Below are 16,875 nucleotides of genomic sequence, written 5' to 3'. Positions count from 1 at the left end.
TGTCTCACACGTGGCGCGGGTCAGGTGCCCTGCACCGCGCCCTCGGTGGCGCCCGCGATGAAGCCGCGGGCGAAGATGGCGAAGACCAGCACCAGCGGCAGCGACGCCATCAGCACACCGGCCATGACCATGCTGTAGTCGGTGGTGTGGCCGACGTTGAGCTGGGCCAGCTCGACCTGGAGCGTCACGTGGTCGGGGTTGGTGAGCACGATGAGCGGCCAGACGTAGTCGTTCCAGGCACCGACGAAGGCGTAGATGGCGAGGAAGGACAGCGCGGGCCTGATCATCGGCAGCGCGATGTTCCAGTACTGGCGGAAGAACCCGGCGCCGTCGATGCGCGCGGCGTCGAGGAGTTCGTCGGGCACGCCGTTCTCGATGTACTGGCGCAGCCAGAAGATGCCGAAGGCGTTGGCCAGGGCGGGCGGGACCAGCGCCTTCAGCATGCCGACCCAGCCGATGTTCGACATGAGGATGAACTGCGGCAGGATCGCCAGCTGCAGCGGCAGCATCATGAACAGCAGCAGCGTGCCGAAGAGCACCTTGCGGCCGGGGAAGTCGAACTTGGCGAAGGTGAAGGCCGCCAGCGAGTCGATGAAGAGCACCAGGACGGTGGTGACGGTCGCGACGATGACCGTGTTGAGCATCGACCCGAAGAAATCGATGGTGTTGAGCACGTGCCGGATGTTCTCCAGCAGGTGGGAGCCGAAGGTGAACTTCGGCGGGCTCTTGTAGATGTCCTGGGTGGTGTTGGTGGCCATGACGATCGTCCACACGAACGGGAAGACCGAGAGCAGGACGGCCGCCATGAGGATGATGTGCGCGGTCAGGCCCTTGGGGCGGCGCAGCCGCCTCGCGCGCGGGGCCGGCCGCGTCGGGTCGGCCGTCGGAGCGGCTGTCGGGTCGGCTGTGGTCACGGCTTCCTCCCTCGTTGGGTGATGCGCCAGTTGACGGCGACGAGGACGATGATCAGCAGGAAGAAGGCCCACACGATGGCGGCGCCGTAGCCGTAGTCGTTGTTGAGGAAGGCCGACTGGTAGAAGTACAGCAGCGTGGTCAGACCGGCCTGTCCCGGGCCGCCGAGGTTCGCGTTGGCGGCGTTGTTGGCGAACAGGACCTGGGGTTCGCTGAAGCTCTGCAGACCGTTGATCGTCGAGATGATGACGGTGAACAGGATGATCGGCCGCATGATCGGGACGGTGATCTGGAAGAACGTGCGGACCGGGCCGGCGCCGTCCATCTTCGCCGCCTCGTAGATCGAGGTCGGGATCGCCTGGAGACCGGCCAGGTAGATGATCATGTTGTAGCCGGTCCACATCCAGGTCATCAGCAGCGAGATGACCACTTTGATCAGCCACGGGTTGCTCAGCCACGGCACCGGCGAGATGCCGACCGTGCCCAGGATCGCGTTGACCAGGCCGAAGTTGTTGCTGAACACCGCGCCGAAGAAGATCGCCACGGCCACGATCGAGGTGACGTTCGGTACGTAGAGGGCGATGCGGTAGAAGCCCTTGAAGCGGCGCACCGAGTGCAGCAGCGTCGCCAGCACCAGGGCGCCCAGCAGGGTGGGCACGGTGGACAGCACCCAGATCACCAGGGTGTTGCGGATCGACAGCCAGAAGACCGGGTCCGACCACAGGAACTTGAACTGCTGCAGGCCCACGAACTGCATGTCGCCGAGGCCGTCCCAGCGTTGGAAGGCCAGGTACAGCGAGTAGAAGACCGGGAAGAAGGAGAACGCGGCGAAGATCAGGTAGAAGGGCGAGATCGCCAGGTACTGCCGCCAGTACGCCAGCGGGCCGCGCCGCTTGGGCCGTGCGGTGGTGCCCGCGGGCGTGGCGCGCCGCGGGCGGAACCGGGCCGGGCCCGGCCCGCCGCGGTGTTCGGGCACCGCGGCGGGACCGGTCACCGGAGGTGACGTCACCTCAGTTCACCCCCTGCCGCCGGGCGATCTGCTTGGCCTGGCTGACCGCGTCGTTCCAGGCGTCGTCGGGCTTCTTGCCCTTGGCCTCGATGTTGGTCAGCTCCGTCTTGTAGGGGGCCATGACGGCGGCGTCGGCCGGGGCCTCGTAGGCGGCCGGGACGGACTTGGCGGCCGGTCCGAAGACCTCGATGATCTTCTGTCCGCCGAAGAAGGCGTCGGGGCCCGTCATGGCCGGCATGGTGTACGCGGCCGGGGCGGCGGGGAAGATGGCGGCGTCGGTGAACCCGCGGGCGTCGTTGGCCGGGCTGAGGATCCAGCTGATGATCTTGAAGGCCTCTTCGGGGTTGCGGCACTGCTTGGGCAGGGCCAGGTAGGAGCCGCCCTGGTTGGCCGGTCCGACGGGCATCGCGCACACCCGCCACTTGCCCTTGGTCTGCGGGGCCGCCTGCTCGATGTCCAGCGCGTGCCAGGCCGCGCCGAGCTCGGTGAGGAGGTTCTTGCCGACGGCGGCGTTCCAGGAGTTGTCGTTGATCTTGGCGTCGAGGCCCAGGGTGTAGGGGCGCACCGACGTGGTCCACGCGGCGCGGATGTGGTCCTGGTCGCCGATGAAGTGGTTGTTCTTGTCGATGAACCGCTGGGTGCCCTGGCCGATGGTCATGTCGAACATGGAGCCGAGGTTGTTGACCAGGTAGGTGCCGGGGTTCTTCTTCTGCACCTCCAGGCCGAGCTGGAAGTAGTCCTCCCAGGTCGTGACCAGGGCGGCGACCTTGGCGGGGTCGGTGGCCACGCCGGCCTTGGCGAACAGGTCCTCGCGGTAGAAGAGCGCGGTGGGGCCGATGTCGATCGGGAAGCCGATCTGCTTGCCGTCGCTGGTCTGGGCGAGCTTGGTCTTCCAGCCCAGGTACTGCGAGGACAGCTTCTTGAAGCCCAGGTCGTTCAGGTCGAGGAAGCGGGAGGCGTTGGGCAGGAAGGAGGCTATGTCCTCGCCCTTGATGCCCGTGATGTCGGGCACGGAGGAGCCGCCCGCGGCGAGCGTGGTGGTGAGCTTCTGCTTGAAGTCGCCGCCGATGGAGGCGGCGGTCAGCGTCACCGCGCCGCTGAAGTGGGTCTTCGCCTCCGCAACCACCTTGTCGCTGAGCGCACCGCCCCAGTACCACAGGGTGAGGTTCTTGCCGTTCTTGGTGCCGCCCGATCCTGAGCCGCCGCATGCGACGGTCAGGCCGGACGCGGCCGCGGTGAGCGCGGCGGCCTGGAGGAAGCCTCTACGTGAAAGGTCCACGGGTCACTCCTGTTGTTCCTGTTCGTGGTACTGAGGGGCGTGGTACTGAGGGGCGTGGTGGTGTGGGGCGTCGGGCTGTCGGGCGTGGGGCTGTGGATCGGGTGCGGGTCAGTGCTGCGGGGCGGGCGGTGTGACGGGGGCGTGGTGCACCGGCGGGCCGATATCGGCCGGGATGCGGTCGGCCAGGAAGCCGTAGGCGTGCTTGAGGTCCGGGTCGGTCAGCGACCGCCACCAGCGGTCCACGCCGTACCAGCCGGGTGCCGCCAGTGCCCCGCCGTGGTGGCCGACCGAGAGACCCGCGGCGAGCACGGCGAACCGCAGCCGGTCCGCCAGCGGCCAGCCGCCGAGCGAGGCGGCCACGAAGCTCGCCCCGAAGACGTCGCCGGCGCCCGTCGCGTCCAGCACGTCGACGGCCAGGGCCGGGACCTCCGCGTACTCGCCGGTGGTCTGGTCGACGGCCAGCGCGCCGTCCCCGCCGCGCGTCACCACCGCGACCGGGACCAGCTCGGCGAGCGTGCCGAGCGCGGCCCGCGCGCTGTCGGTGCGGGTGTAGGCCATGGCCTCGGTCTCGTTCGGGAGGAAGGCGTGGCACAGGGCGAGCTGGTCGAGGAGGTCGCGGGACCACTCCTGGGTGGGGTCCCAGCCGACGTCCGCGTAGATGCGGGTGCCGTTCGCGGCCGCCTTGGCGATCCACTCGCGCGGCTCGGCCTCGATGTGCACCAGCGCCGTACGCGCCTCGGGCGGGTCGCCCATCAGCACGTCCTGCGAGTACGGCGGTTCCTGGCCGTGGGTGACCAGGGCGCGGTCCTGGCCGTGGGCGAGGGCGACGGTGACGGGGGTGGGCCAGCCGTCCGCGACGCGGGAGAGCGAGAGGTCGACGCCCTCCTGGCCGGCCAGGACCTCCTGGCAGTAGGCGCCGTAGAAGTCGTCGCCGAAGACCGTGGCCAGCGAGGTACGCAGGCCGAACCGGGCCGCGGCCACCGCGAGGTTCGCGATGCCGCCGGGGCCGCAGCCCATACCGGACGTCCAGATCTCCTCGCCCGGCGTCGGCGGCTTCCCGAGCCCGGTGAGGACGAGGTCGTAGAAGAGCAGCCCGGTCAGCAGCACATCGGGCCTGTCGTCGTCCACGCGCACACCCTCTCGTCAAAACTCGTCATTTTGATGACGGGAATCGTGCGCTGATCCGGGAGATTGGTCAATACCCGAGCAGAAGTGAGCATGGATTTGATTGAAGATGACGAGTAGTGTTCGCCGCGTGCTGGCAGAACGACGACATCAACTCATCCTGCGGGCCCTGCGCTCCGGCGGGCCCGCCGCTGTGACCGACCTCTCCGAACAGCTGGGCGTGAGCCCGGCCACGATCAGGCGCGACCTGGTCAAGCTGGAGGAGGACGGGCTGCTCACCCGGGTGCACGGCGGAGCGGTCGCGGAGGAGGGCGATCAGCCCTTTGCCGAGGTCGCCGAGGTGCGGGTGGCCGAGAAGGACGCCATCGCCGCGCACGCCGCGTCGATGGTCGCCGACGGCCAGTCGGTGCTCCTGGACATCGGCACCACCGCCTACCGGCTGGCCCGCCAGCTGCACGGCCGCCGCCTCACCGTGATCACCAGCAACCTGGTGGTCTACGAGGAGCTCGCCGACGACGAGGGCATAGAGCTGGTGCTGCTCGGCGGCATGCTCCGCCGCGAGTACCGGTCCCTGGTCGGCTTCCTCACCGAGGACAACCTGCGCCAGCTGCACGCGGACTGGCTGTTCCTCGGCACCAGCGGGGTGCGTCCGGGCGGTCAGGTGATGGACACGACGGTCGTCGAGGTGCCGGTCAAGCGCGCCATGATCAAGGCGAGCGACAAGGTCGTCCTGCTCGCCGACGCGGCGAAGTTCCCGGGTACGGGCATGGCGAAGGTCTGTGGTCCCGAGGACCTGGACGTGGTGGTGACGAACGCGTCGGTCGACCCGGCGACCCGGTCCGCCCTGGAGGAGGCCGGTGTCGACGTGGTCCTGGCAGGAAAGGCTCAAACGTGAAACTGACGATTCTTGGCGGCGGCGGATTCCGCGTGCCGCTCGTGTACGGCGCACTGCTGGCGGACCGGGCCGAAGGGCGGGTCACCGAGGTCGTGCTGCACGATCTCGACGACGGCCGGCTCTCCGCGGTCGCCCGGGTCCTGGCCGAACAGGCCGCGGACGTGCCCGACGCCCCCGCCGTGACCGCCACCACCGACCTGGACGAGGCACTGCGCGGCGCCGACTTCGTCTTCTCCGCGATCCGCGTCGGCGGCCTCGCGGGCCGGGCCGACGACGAACGGGTGGCCCTGGCCGAGGGCGTCCTCGGCCAGGAGACCGTCGGCGCGGGCGGCATCGCCTACGGGCTGCGGACCGTCCCTGTCGCCGTCGACATCGCCCGGCGGGTGGCCCGGCTCGCCCCCGACGCCTGGGTCATCAACTTCACCAACCCGGCCGGCCTCGTCACCGAGGCCATGTCCCGCCACCTCGGCGACCGCGTCATCGGCATCTGCGACTCCCCGGTCGGCCTCGGCCGCCGGATCGCCCGGGTGCTCGGCGGGAACCCGAAGGAGGCCTGGATCGACTACGTCGGCCTCAACCACCTCGGCTGGGTGCGCGGCCTGCACATCGCGGGCCGCGACGAGCTCCCGCGCCTGCTCGCCGACCCCGACCTGCTCGGCTCCTTCGAGGAGGGCAAGCTCTTCGGCGTCGACTGGCTGCAGTCCCTGGGCGCGATCCCGAACGAGTACCTGCACTACTACTACTTCAACCGCGAGGCCGTCCGCGCCTACCAGCAGGCCGAGAAGACCCGCGGCGCCTTCCTCCGCGACCAGCAGGCGCACTTCTACGAGGCGGTCACGGAGCCCGGTGCGAAGGCCCTGGACGTCTGGGACCGCACCCGCGCCGAGCGCGAGGCCACCTACATGGCCGAGAACCGGGAGACGGCCGGCGCCGGCGAGCGCGACGCCGACGACCTCTCCGGCGGCTACGAGAAGGTCGCCCTGGCCCTGATGCGGGCGATCGCCCGCGACGAACGCACCACCCTGATCCTCAACGTCCGCAACCGCGACACCCTCTCGGCGCTCGACGGCGAGGCCGTCATCGAGGTGCCCTGCCTGGTCGACGCCAACGGCGCCCACCCGGTCGCCGTCAAACCGCTTCCTGATCACGCCACCGGTCTTGTCTGCGCGGTCAAGGCCGTCGAGCGCGAGGTGCTCGCCGCGGCCGAGTCCGGGTCCCGCACGACGGCCGTCAAGGCGTTCGCGCTGCACCCGCTGGTCGACTCGGTGAACGTGGCCCGCCGGCTGGTGGAGGGGTACACCTCGGTCCACCCCGGCCTGGGTTATCTAAAGTAGACGTCAGCGGATCGGAAAGCGCTTTCTCACCCTCTTCTGGAGACTTCCATGCACGACGAACGCCGCCGGATCGAGGAGCGCGTAGAGCGCCTCCAGAACCAGCGCATCAAGCCCGCGATCTACGCGGCCACCGTCCCCTTCGAGGTGACCGCCTGGCAGGCCCCCGGGGAGCCGGTCTCCTTCGAGGAGGCCGCGGCCGCCCCCTATGAGCCGTTCGCCATGGACACCCCGTGGGGCCCGCCCTGGGGCACCACCTGGTTCCGGATGCACGGCGAGGTGCCCGCGGAGTTCGCGGGCCGCCGGGTCGAGGCCGTCATCGACCTCGGGTTCGTGGGCGACTGGCCCGGCAACCAGGCCGAGGCCCTGGTGCACCTGACCGACGGGACCCCGCTGAAGGCGGTCAACCCGCTCAACCAGTACGTGCGGATCGCCGACCCGGCGACCGGCGGCGAGGTGATCGACTACCTGGTCGAGGCCGCCTCCAACCCCGACATCCTCGCCAACGACTTCCGCGAGCCCACGCCCCTCGGCGATGTCCTGACGGCCGGCGACAAGCCGCTCTACACCTTCAAGCGCGCCGACATCGCCGTCCTCGACGAGGACGTCTGGCACCTCGACCTCGACATCCAGGTGCTGCGCGAGCTGATGCTGGAGCTCGGCGAGCACGACCCGCGCCGGCACGAGATCGCGCACGCCCTCGACCACGCGATGGACCTGCTGGACCTGGACGACATCTCCGGCTCGGCCGCCGCCGTCCGCGAGGCCCTCAAGCCCGCGCTGTCCAAGCCCGCGCACGCCAGCGCGCACGTCATCTCCGGCGTCGGCCACGCACACATCGACTCGGCCTGGCTGTGGCCGATCCGCGAGACCAAGCGCAAGACCTCCCGGACCTTCTCCAACGTGACATCGTTGGCGGACGAGTACGAGGAGTTCATCTTCGCCTGCTCGCAGGCCCAGCAGTACGAGTGGGTGCGCGACAACTACCCGCAGGTCTGGGCCCGGATCCAGGAGTCCGTGAAGAAGGGCCAGTGGGCCCCGGTCGGCGGCATGTGGGTCGAGTCCGACGGCAATCTCCCCGGCGGCGAGGCGATCGCCCGCCAGCTCGTGCACGGCAAGCGGTTCTTCATCGAGCACTTCGGGATCGAGACCAAGGGTGTCTGGCTGCCGGACTCCTTCGGCTACAACGCGGCCTACCCGCAGCTCGCCAAGCTGGCCGGCAACGAGTGGTTCCTCACCCAGAAGATCTCCTGGAACCAGACCAACAAGTTCCCCCACCACACCTTCTGGTGGGAGGGCATCGACGGCACCCGGATCTTCACGCACTTCCCGCCGGTCGACACCTACAACGCCCGCTTCAGCGGCGAGGAGATGTCCCGCGCGGTCCGCAACTACGCCGAGAAGGGCGCCGCCACCCGCTCGCTGGCCCCGTTCGGCTGGGGCGACGGCGGTGGCGGCCCCACCCGCGAGATCATGGAGCGCGCCCGCCGTCTGAAGGACCTGGAGGGCTCGCCGCGCGTCGAGGTCGAGCACCCGGACGCCTTCTTCGCCAAGGCCCGCGCCGAGTACGAGGACGCCCCGGTCTGGGTCGGCGAGCTCTACCTGGAGCTGCACCGCGCCACCTACACCTCCCAGGCCCGCACCAAGCAGGGCAACCGGCGCAGCGAGCACAAGCTGCGCGAGGCGGAGCTGTGGGCGACCACGGCAGCCCTGCACGCGCCCGGCTACAGCTACCCGCACGAGAAGCTCGACCGGCTCTGGAAGACGGTCCTGCTGCACCAGTTCCACGACATCCTGCCGGGTTCCTCGATCGCCTGGGTGCACCGCGAGGCCGAGGCCGAGTACGCCCGCGTCGCCGAGGAACTGGAGGTCCTGACCGCCGAGGCGGTCACCGCGCTGGGCGGCGGCACCTCCCGGGTCTTCAACACCAGCCCCTACGACCGTGCGGAGGTCGTCCGCGACGGCGCGGGCACCCCGGTGTACGTCGAGGTCCCCGCGAGCGGCAGCGCCCCGCTGACGGGCGGCGCCGAGGCCCCGAGGCCGGTGACCGTCACCGGCCGGGTCATCGACAACGGCCTGGTGCGCGTGGAGATCGCCGAGGACGGCACGCTGTCCTCCGTGTACGACCACCGAGCCGGGCGCGAGGTCCTCGCCGACCAGGGCAACCTGCTCCGGCTGCACACCGACCTCCCGAACTACTGGGACGCCTGGGACGTCGACAAGCACTACAAGAACCGCTACACGGACCTCCTCGACCCCTCCGAGATCACGGTCGTCGACGAGGACCCGCTGCTCGGCTCGGTCCGGATCACCCGGCCGTTCGGCAACGGCTCGACGATCGTCCAGACGATCACCGTGCGCGCCGGCAGCCCCCGGATCGACTTCGAGACGGACATCGACTGGCACGAGGCCGAGAAGTTCCTCAAGGCCGGCTTCCCGGTGGACATCCGCGCCGCGCACTCCTCCGCCGAGATCCAGTTCGGCCACGTCCAGCGGCCCACCCACACCAACACCAGCTGGGAGGCGGCCCGCTTCGAGGTCTCCGGCCACCGCTGGGTGCACCTCGCCGAGCCCGGCTACGGCGTCGCCGTCATCAACGACTCGACGTACGGCCACGACGTCTCCCGCACGGTCCGCGAGGACGGCGGCACGACCACCACGGTCCGCCTCTCCCTGGTCCGCGCCCCGCGCGTCCCGGACCCGGGTGCCGACCAGGGCCGCCACCGCTTCACCTACTCCCTGCTGCCCGGCGCGAGCATCGAGGACGCGGTCGCGGCCGGCTATGCCCTCAACCTCCCGCTCCGGGTGGCCGATTCGGCGGGCGAGCCGCAGCCGGTGGTCTCGGTGGACGGCGCGGGTGTGACCGTCGAGGCGGTCAAGCTCGCCGACGACGTCTCCGGCGATGTCGTGGTCCGGCTCTACGAGTCCCGGGGCGGCCGCGCCCAGGGCGTCCTGCGCACCGGCTTCCCGCTCGCGGGCGCCCAGGTCACCGACCTGCTGGAGCGCCCCCTGGAGGACGCGGCCACCGACGGCGACACCGTCGCGGTGGAGCTGCGCCCCTTCCAGATCCTCACCCTCCGGCTGCGGAGGGGCTGACCGTATGCCGATGCAACCCTGGTTCACCGACGCCAAGTTGGGGATCTTCGTGCACTGGGGCATCTACGCCGTGGACGGCGTCCAGGAGTCCTGGTCCTTCTACGACGACATCGTGCCGCACGAGCAGTACATGTCCCAGCTGGGCCGGTTCACGGGCGCCGCGTACGACCCGAAGGCGTGGGCGGACCTGTTCGCCCGCGCCGGCGCGAAGTACGCTGTGCTGACGAGCCGTCACCATGACGGTGTGGCCCTGTGGGACACGGAGTACGGCGACCTCAACCTCGGCAAGGACTACCTCGGCCCCTATGCCGAGGCCCTGCGCGAGAAGGGGCTGAAGGTCGGTCTCTACTACTCCCACTCCGACTGGAACCACCCCGACTACGCCTCCACCCGCAAGCCCGGCCGCCCGCCGGAGCAGGAGGACAACCGCTACTCCGAGGTGGCGGCCGAGGACGAGGACCTGGCCGCCTGGGAACGCTTCATCGTCTACCGGGACGGCCAGATGACGGAGTTGGCGTCCCGCTTCCGGCCGGACCTTATGTGGTTCGACGGGGAGTGGGACCGCAGCGAGGAGCAGTGGCGGATCCCCGAACTTGCCGCGCTGATCCGCTCGTACGTCCCGCACGTCGTCTTCAACGCGCGGATGCTCGGCGAGGGGGACTATGCGACCCCCGAGCAGGGCGCCCCCGTGGTGCCCCCGGAGGGCCCCTGGGAACTCTGCCTGACGATCAACGACTCATGGGGCTACCAGCACCACGACCACAACCACAAGTCACTGGCCCAGCTGATCCGCTACTTCACCGAGACCATCGGCGGCGGTGGCAACCTGCTGCTGGACGTCGGCCCCATGGAGGACGGCACCATCCCGCAGCCGCAGGTGGAGCGCCTCGAAGGGCTGGGGGAGTGGATCCGCAGGCATGCGGAGGCGGTGTACGGGACGGTCCGCGGGCTGCCCGCCGGGCACCACTACGGCCCCAGCACGCTCTCCGCGGACCGCCGTACCCTCTATCTCACCCTGTTCGACGCCCCGCGCGCCGAGATCGGTGTCCGCGGCCTCGCCACGAAGGTCACCAAGGTGACCGTGCTCGGCACCGGCACCGAACTCGGCCACCGGGTGGTCGGCGGACTGCACGAGGCGGTCGGCGTGCTGTGGATCGACCCGCCGGCCGAGGCCGACCTCGACCCGTACGCCACCGTGCTCGCCGTCGAACTCGACGGGGAGCTGGAGCTGTACCGGGGATCCGGCCGGTTCTGAGGTTCTTCGTCCATAAAAGCCGGAGATTCTCATATGAAGAATTAAGAGATCGGTAAGTGCGCAGGTCACGGCGGCTTTTCGGGCCGCCGTGACCCTGTTGGTTCGCCTCTTGGACACCTTGAGTTCGCTTGGCACCCCTGGGATGCGTGACGGCAGGGACGAGAGAGAGGCATCACCGTGCGAGACCCGCGAATGTCAGCGATCGCCAAGGGGCTCAAGCGCCGCGGACGGCTCATGGCGCAGGCGGTGAGCCCGCCGCGCAGGACCCTGGACGGGATCCCGACGCAGCGCCCGGTCGGGCCGGAGCAGCCCTTTGACGGCTATGTGGCCCCGCTCGCCCCGCGCCTGGTGCAGTCCCCGGTCTTCGTCCTCTCCTCGGTGCGCTCCGGCTCCACCCTCCTGCGGGTGCTGCTGAACAGCCACAGCCGCATCCGCGCCCCGCACGAGATGCATCTGCGCACGGTCCACGTCCGGATGTCCCGGGAGTTCACGGCGGACGCCATGAAGGAACTCGCCCTGGACAAGGACGAGTTGGAGCACGTCCTGTGGGACCGCGTGCTGCATCTCGAACTCTCCCGCAGCGGCAAGGACGTCATCGTCGACAAGACCCCGCCGAACACCCTCATGTGGCCGCGGCTGCACCGATGTTGGCCCGAGGCCCGGTTCGTCCTGCTGCTGCGCCACCCCGGCGCCGTCATCCAGTCCCTGACCAGCCGCCGCGCCGAACCCGACCACGACCAGATCCGCGGTGAGGTCCTTGGCTACGCCGAGAAGCTGGAAGAGGCCCGGCAGCAGCTCCCCGGCGCCCATGTGATCACCTACGAGGACCTGACCGCCGAACCGGAGCGGGTCACCCGTGACCTGTGCGAGTACCTCGGTGTCCCCTGGGAGAGCGGCATGCTCGACTACGGCACCCAGGACCACGGCACCTTCCGCCCCAAGCTCGGCGACTGGAGCGAGGAGATCAGGTCCGGCCGTGTCCAGGCCGCCCGGCAGGCCGACCCCGGCGCCGAACTCCCGCCCCGGCTCGCGGAGATAGCGAAGGCGTGGGGGTACCCGGTCTAGGCACCCCCACGCCGTTCGGTCCCTGCCCGCTCGGCCGGTCGAACCGGCCGCTCGCTCAGCCGGTGAAGCCGGCCGTGATCGAGGTGAACTGCCAGTTGTTCTGGCTGATCCCGGAGCAGTTGCTCACCACGCCGCCGCCCGCGCAGCCGCGGTCCCGGTTGACCGCCCAGAACGCGAGCCGGGCGATGTGGTGCGAGTTCCCCCAGTCACGGATCTGGGTCCAGATCGCCGGGGTCGTGGTCTCCTGCTGGTCGGACAGCCCGTTCATGCCGGAGATCCCGATGTGCGCGTAGGCCGTCGCGTCGTCCCAGCCGAACGTGGACTTCAGCTTGGTCTTCAGCCCCTCGGCCGCAGCGACGGTGTTGCCGTACATATCGGAGCCGCCGCCGAAGTCGAACGGCATGATCGTGAAGACGTCGATGTCGGCGCCGATCGACTGAGCCTGCTCGATCAGCCTGTTGCCGTAGTACGTCGGCCCGGTGGTGGACGTCCCGAAGGTGACGATCGTCTTCAGACCGGGGTTGTTGGCCTTGACCGTCTTCAGGGCGGTCAGGATCTTCGCCTGCACGGCCTCGTTCTCGAACTCGTCCGTGTTCTCGATGTCCATGTCGACGGATTTGAGACCGTAGGCGTCGATCACCTTCTGGATCGCTCCGGCCAGCGCGCTCGCGGAGGAGCAGTTGGCGCCGAGCTTGCTGCCCTGCCAGCCGCCGAACGACGGGGTGATGTCACCGCCGGCCGCCCGGATCTGGTTGATCGCGGTCTGGTCGACGCCGCCGGTGAGCGCCCTGCTGCCGTCCCAGGCCGGGGTGCAGCCGCCCGAGTCCAGCACGAAGGCCATGGTGAAGTTCTTGATGCCGGTCGCGCTCATCACGGTGGAGGGGCTCGGCGGGTCGCCCCAGCCCTCGAAGAGGTAGGGTGCGGCCTGCTTGAAGCCGGTGCCGCCACCGCTGCCCGCGTTCGTGGTCACGGACACGGCGTTGGAGGCCGCCGAGACGTTCCCGGCCGCGTCCCGCGCCTTCACCGTGAACGTGTACGCCGTGCCGGCCGACAGTCCGCTCACCGTGGCGGACGTCCCGGAGACGCTCGCCACCTGGCTGGACCCGCTGTAGATGTCGTACGCCGTCACCCCGACGTTGTCCGTCGCGGCCGACCACGACAGCGACACGCTCGACGAGGTCTTCCCGGTGGAGGCGAGGTTCGTGGGCGCGGTGGGCGCCTGTGTGTCCGAGCTGCCGCCGGGCCCGTCGAGGCTGATGTCGTCGGCGTAGTACGTCCCCTGGGCGTACCACCCGTGGACGTAGATCTGCGCGCTGGTCTGCGAGGCGCCAGTGGTGAAGGAGACGCTCAGCTGGCTGTACTGGGACGGCGAGGTGGTCCAGGTGGAGGCGCCGCCGGTCACCCCGAGATAGACGTACGAGCCGCGGACCCAGCCGCTCAGCGAGTACGTCGTGTTGGGCTGCACGGCGACGGTCTGGGTGCACTGGGCGGTGTCGCTGGAGCTCACGGCCCCCGCAAGGGCCTTGGAGCCACCGTGCACGGGGGAGGACACGACCGAGCCGAGGTTCCCGGAGCAGGACCAGGGCGAGAGGCTCCCCGACTCGAAGCCGGGGTTGGACAGGACGTTGGCCGCCTGCGCGGTACCGGGCAGCGCGATCGCCCCGGCGAGCGCGAGTGCGGCGGACCCGAGCAGGGCGGGTATCCGATGTCTGGAACGTCTGAGTGAGTTGCGCACACGATCTCCCTGAAGGAATGGGGGTGTTCGGGAGTGCGCAACAAAGTTGGTATGGACCAATCCGCGTGTCAAGAAGACGAACGTGAATTGGTCCATACCGGTGAGATGAGAAACTCGGGGGCGCGGGGAACTGCGCGAGCAACCACGACGATGCCGCACCCGGCCGACGACCTAAAGTGGCAGCACCTCGGCCGCAGCTTCCACCGAACTCACGGCAACAGGCGCAGCCACCGGCACCGGCAGCACCAGTTCCGCCGCCTCCTCCTCCCGCGCCACCGGCACGGACGGCAGTACGGGACGCGGCCCCGAAACCACCGCGTAGTCCTGCCCCAGGAACGGCGGCTCGATCACCCCCGGGTCCTCACCCAGCGCCAACTGCACCGCGGCCCAGGGCGCGTTGACGCCACACAGGGACAGCTGGTGCAACCCGCCCGCGGGCCGCGTGTTGACGTCGAGCAGGACCGGCTCGTCGCCGTACATCCGGAACTGGATGTTGGACAGGTAGTGCAGCCCGAAGCCCTCGGCGATGATCCGCGCCGGCTCCAGCCACCGCTCGTCGAGGGTGAAACCGCGCCGGCGGCCCTTCTTCGTACGGCCCACGGCCATCCGGACCAGGTTGTCGGGACCGGTGAGGCAGTCCACGGACACCTCAGGTTCCTCCAGACGGGGCATCACCAGCCAGTCCACCGGGTGATCGGCCTCCTGCAGCGCGTTGACGACCAGGTCGAGCTGGACGTACGGCCCGGGGAACCCGCTGAGGTGGAAGAGCGAGAAGGGGGCGCGCGTGATCACCCGGAAGCCCACCCCGCCCGCACCGGCCGCGGGCTTGAAGCACGCCTTGTGCCCATCAGCCTCCAACTTCTCCACCGCGTCGAGAAGTTCGTCCGCCGTACGGACCCGCCACCACGGCGGCACCGGCACGCCGACGGCGGCGACCGCCTCGTACGCGGTCGCCTTGTCCTCGAAGACCGCGGTCCCCTCCGGCGTCGGCGCCAGCAGGGCCGTACCGACCGCCTCGAAGTCGGCGCGGTGGGCGACGATCGCCGACTGGTGCAGCCGGGGCACGAAGACATCGATGCCACGGCGCTGGCACTGGTCGAGCGCGTACTCGACGTAGGCGGCCGGGGACAGGCCCTCCGGCTCCATGTCGGCGGTGTCGGCGGCGGCCAGTACGGGGGAGTCGGCGTCACCGTGCGTCGCATGGATCTCGACCGCCCGGTCGCTGGGATTTTTCCGCAGCTGATCCATGAAGAACACGTTCTCCGCGTACGTGCGGTTGAGCCAGACGCGTACGCGAGAGCGCATTAATGCCGCCTTCCGGGGTTTTTGGGCAGGGCTCAGCGAGCCCGTGCCCGGGCAGGGTGGTTGGAGGGTCACCAAACCGCCCTGGTCGAAGGGAAGTTCGTGGCGGTGGTGTTGGGGGGATCATACGGCTTCCAAGGGGCCCCGCGTGCAACGCCAGTGTTACGGATTTCCCCGGAGTGTCCACGCGCGTTTTCCTGCGCCGTCCCTGCCGGTTTCCTTGACTGGCCGGTGACGGGCATACGCCCGGTCGGCCGGGTCCCCTTGTTCGCCGTGCCCGTGGTGTGCTGTGGTGGGTGGAGACGACATGATCGGAAGGGGTACGGGGTGGAGTCCACGGCCGGTGCCGGGCGGTTGCTGGCCATCAGCGACCTGCACATCACGTACCCGGAGAACCGCGAGCTCGTCGGGAAAATGCGACCGGAAACGGACCAGGACTGGCTGATCGTCGCCGGTGACATCGCGGAGACCGTCGCCGACATCCGCTGGACCCTCGAAACCCTGGCCGGCCGCTTCCGCAAGGTGCTGTGGGCACCCGGCAACCACGACCTGTGGACCCATCCCAAGGACCCGGTGACCCTGCGCGGCGTCGCCCGCTACGAGCACCTCGTCGAGCTCTGCCGGGAACTGGGCGTGGTCAGCCCCGAGGACCCCTACCCGGTCTGGGAGGGCCCGGGCGGCCCGGTCGTCGTGGCACCGCTGTTCCTGCTGTACGACTACTCCTTCCTGCCGGCCGGCTGCGCCACCAAGGAGGAGGGCCTCGCCTACGCGCACGGCACCGGCGTCGTCTGCAACGACGAGTACCTGCTGCACCCCGACCCCTACCCGACCCGCGAGGCCTGGTGCCGGGCCCGGGTCGAGGCCACCGAGCGCCGGCTCGCCGAGCTGCCCGAGGACCTGCCGACCGTGCTGGCGGGCCACTACCCGCTGGACCGGCACCCCACGGACGTGCTCTGGCACCCGGAGTTCGCCATGTGGTGCGGCACCACACTCACCGCCGACTGGCACCGCAGATTCCGCGTCGACACCATGGTCTACGGTCATCTGCACATCCCCCGCACCACCTGGCACGAAGGCGTCCGCTTCGAAGAGGTCTCCGTGGGATACCCCCGCGAGTGGCGCAAGCGCTCCCGGCCGCCGGGCGAACTGCGCCGCATACTGCCGATGGAGGTCGGAACCGGTGATCGAGGAGCTGCTCCCGGACTCGGTGGTGGTCGTGGAGATGCTCGGTGACGAGGCGATCCGCGAGGCCCCGCTCTACCCCGAGGAGGAGGCGATCGTCGCGCGGGCCGTGCCCAAGCGGCGCCGCGAGTTCGCCGCCGTGCGCGCCTGCGCCCGCAGCGCCATGGAGAAGCTGGGGGTCCCGCCACAGCCGGTCGTGAGCGGTGAGCGGGGGGCACCGCGCTGGCCGGACGGGCTGATCGGCAGCATGACCCACTGCGAGGGCTACTGCGCCGCCGCCCTGGCCCGCGCCGCCGACCTGGCGTCGATCGGTATCGACGCCGAACCGCAGGGCCCGCTGCCCGAGGGCGTCGGCGAGTCGGTGCTGCTGCCCTCGGAGCAGGAGCGGCTGGGCCGGCTCGCCGCGGAGCGGCCCGGCGTGCACTGGGACCGCCTGCTGTTCAGCGCCAAGGAATCCGTCTACAAGGCGTGGTTCCCCCTCACCGGGAAGTGGCTGGACTTCATGGAGGCCGACATCGAGCTCTTCCCGGAGCCCGGTGAACGGCCGTACGGCACGCTGCGCGCCCGCCTCCTGGTCCCCGGCCCGACGGTCGGCGGGCGGCGCCTGCAGGTCTTCGAGGGCCGCTGGGGCGCGGGGTACGGCATGCTGGCCTCGGCCGTGGTGGTGCCGCACCCCTGACCACCCCCGT

Annotated in this window: 13 protein-coding genes; 7 read left to right on the top strand and 6 right to left on the bottom strand. The window is 70.0% G+C overall.

The window, feature by feature from the left end:
- Positions 1–20: 20 nt before the first annotated feature.
- The 4 genes from ACIRR9_RS21840 to ACIRR9_RS21825 form a co-directional block, all read right to left on the bottom strand.
- Entirely contained in the window at positions 21–806 is a 786-nt protein-coding gene (locus tag ACIRR9_RS21840; RefSeq protein ID WP_260328689.1) for a carbohydrate ABC transporter permease, read from the bottom strand.
- Positions 807–910: 104 nt separating this feature from the next.
- The gene (locus tag ACIRR9_RS21835) at positions 911–1,888 is read right to left on the bottom strand and encodes a carbohydrate ABC transporter permease (RefSeq protein WP_403754433.1); all 978 of its coding nucleotides are present in this window, start codon (positions 1,886–1,888) and stop codon (positions 911–913) included.
- Positions 1,889–1,922: 34 nt separating this feature from the next.
- Complete coding sequence (locus tag ACIRR9_RS21830) at positions 1,923–3,200, bottom strand: ABC transporter substrate-binding protein (protein WP_403754203.1); 1,278 nt, start codon at positions 3,198–3,200, stop codon at positions 1,923–1,925.
- A gap of 108 nt (positions 3,201–3,308) precedes the next feature.
- Positions 3,309–4,328 carry a carbohydrate kinase family protein gene (locus tag ACIRR9_RS21825; protein ID WP_403754200.1) on the bottom strand — a complete coding sequence of 340 codons (1,020 nt, stop codon included), beginning with the start codon at positions 4,326–4,328 and terminating at the stop codon, positions 3,309–3,311.
- 127 nt (positions 4,329–4,455) lie between these two features.
- Here ACIRR9_RS21825 and ACIRR9_RS21820 point away from each other — a divergent pair, with 127 nt between their 5' ends.
- The 5 genes from ACIRR9_RS21820 (at position 4,456) to ACIRR9_RS21800 (ending at position 11,967) form a co-directional block, all read left to right on the top strand.
- The gene (locus ACIRR9_RS21820) at positions 4,456–5,220 is read left to right on the top strand and encodes a DeoR/GlpR family DNA-binding transcription regulator (RefSeq protein ID WP_384567895.1); all 765 of its coding nucleotides are present in this window, start codon (positions 4,456–4,458) and stop codon (positions 5,218–5,220) included.
- Positions 5,217–6,554 (top strand): 6-phospho-beta-glucosidase, encoded by a 1,338-nt coding sequence (locus ACIRR9_RS21815; protein WP_403754197.1) that lies wholly within the window; start codon positions 5,217–5,219, stop codon positions 6,552–6,554. The genes ACIRR9_RS21820 and ACIRR9_RS21815 overlap by 4 nt, the downstream gene beginning before the upstream one ends.
- 48 nt (positions 6,555–6,602) lie before the next feature.
- Positions 6,603–9,647: an alpha-mannosidase gene (locus ACIRR9_RS21810; protein WP_403754194.1), complete on the top strand. Its 3,045-nt coding sequence runs from the start codon at positions 6,603–6,605 to the stop codon at positions 9,645–9,647.
- A gap of 4 nt (positions 9,648–9,651) precedes the next feature.
- Complete coding sequence (locus tag ACIRR9_RS21805; RefSeq protein ID WP_403754192.1) at positions 9,652–10,902, top strand: alpha-L-fucosidase; 1,251 nt, start codon at positions 9,652–9,654, stop codon at positions 10,900–10,902.
- 192 nt (positions 10,903–11,094) lie between these two features.
- A complete protein-coding gene (locus ACIRR9_RS21800) occupies positions 11,095–11,967 on the top strand; it encodes a sulfotransferase family protein (protein ID WP_403754189.1) in 873 nt (290 codons plus the stop codon).
- Positions 11,968–12,022: 55 nt separating this feature from the next.
- Here the strand turns inward: ACIRR9_RS21800 and ACIRR9_RS21795 are convergent, their stop codons facing one another.
- Both ACIRR9_RS21795 and ACIRR9_RS21790 read right to left on the bottom strand, forming a co-directional pair.
- Positions 12,023–13,702, bottom strand: coding sequence for a carbohydrate binding domain-containing protein (locus tag ACIRR9_RS21795; RefSeq protein WP_403754186.1), 1,680 nt, complete (start codon positions 13,700–13,702; stop codon positions 12,023–12,025).
- Between the two features lie 171 nt (positions 13,703–13,873).
- Positions 13,874–15,007: an ATP-grasp domain-containing protein gene (locus tag ACIRR9_RS21790; protein WP_403754183.1), complete on the bottom strand. Its 1,134-nt coding sequence runs from the start codon at positions 15,005–15,007 to the stop codon at positions 13,874–13,876.
- A gap of 324 nt (positions 15,008–15,331) precedes the next feature.
- Between ACIRR9_RS21790 and ACIRR9_RS21785 the strand changes: the two genes are divergently transcribed.
- Together ACIRR9_RS21785 and ACIRR9_RS21780 are read left to right on the top strand one after the other, a co-directional pair.
- Positions 15,332–16,237, top strand: a complete 906-nt coding sequence (locus ACIRR9_RS21785; protein ID WP_365335210.1) for a metallophosphoesterase — start codon at positions 15,332–15,334, stop codon at positions 16,235–16,237.
- Positions 16,185–16,865 carry a 4'-phosphopantetheinyl transferase superfamily protein gene (locus tag ACIRR9_RS21780; protein WP_365335212.1) on the top strand — a complete coding sequence of 227 codons (681 nt, stop codon included), beginning with the start codon at positions 16,185–16,187 and terminating at the stop codon, positions 16,863–16,865. Before ACIRR9_RS21785 ends, ACIRR9_RS21780 begins: the two co-directional genes overlap by 53 nt.
- The last annotated feature ends 10 nt before the right edge of the window (positions 16,866–16,875 follow it).

Origin of the sequence: Streptomyces sp. NPDC101234 (assembly GCF_044767525.1) — a bacterium.
In the GTDB taxonomy this organism is placed as follows: Bacteria; Actinomycetota; Actinomycetes; order Streptomycetales; family Streptomycetaceae; genus Streptomyces; species Streptomyces sasae.
This window is presented reverse-complemented; position numbering and strand designations above follow the sequence as displayed.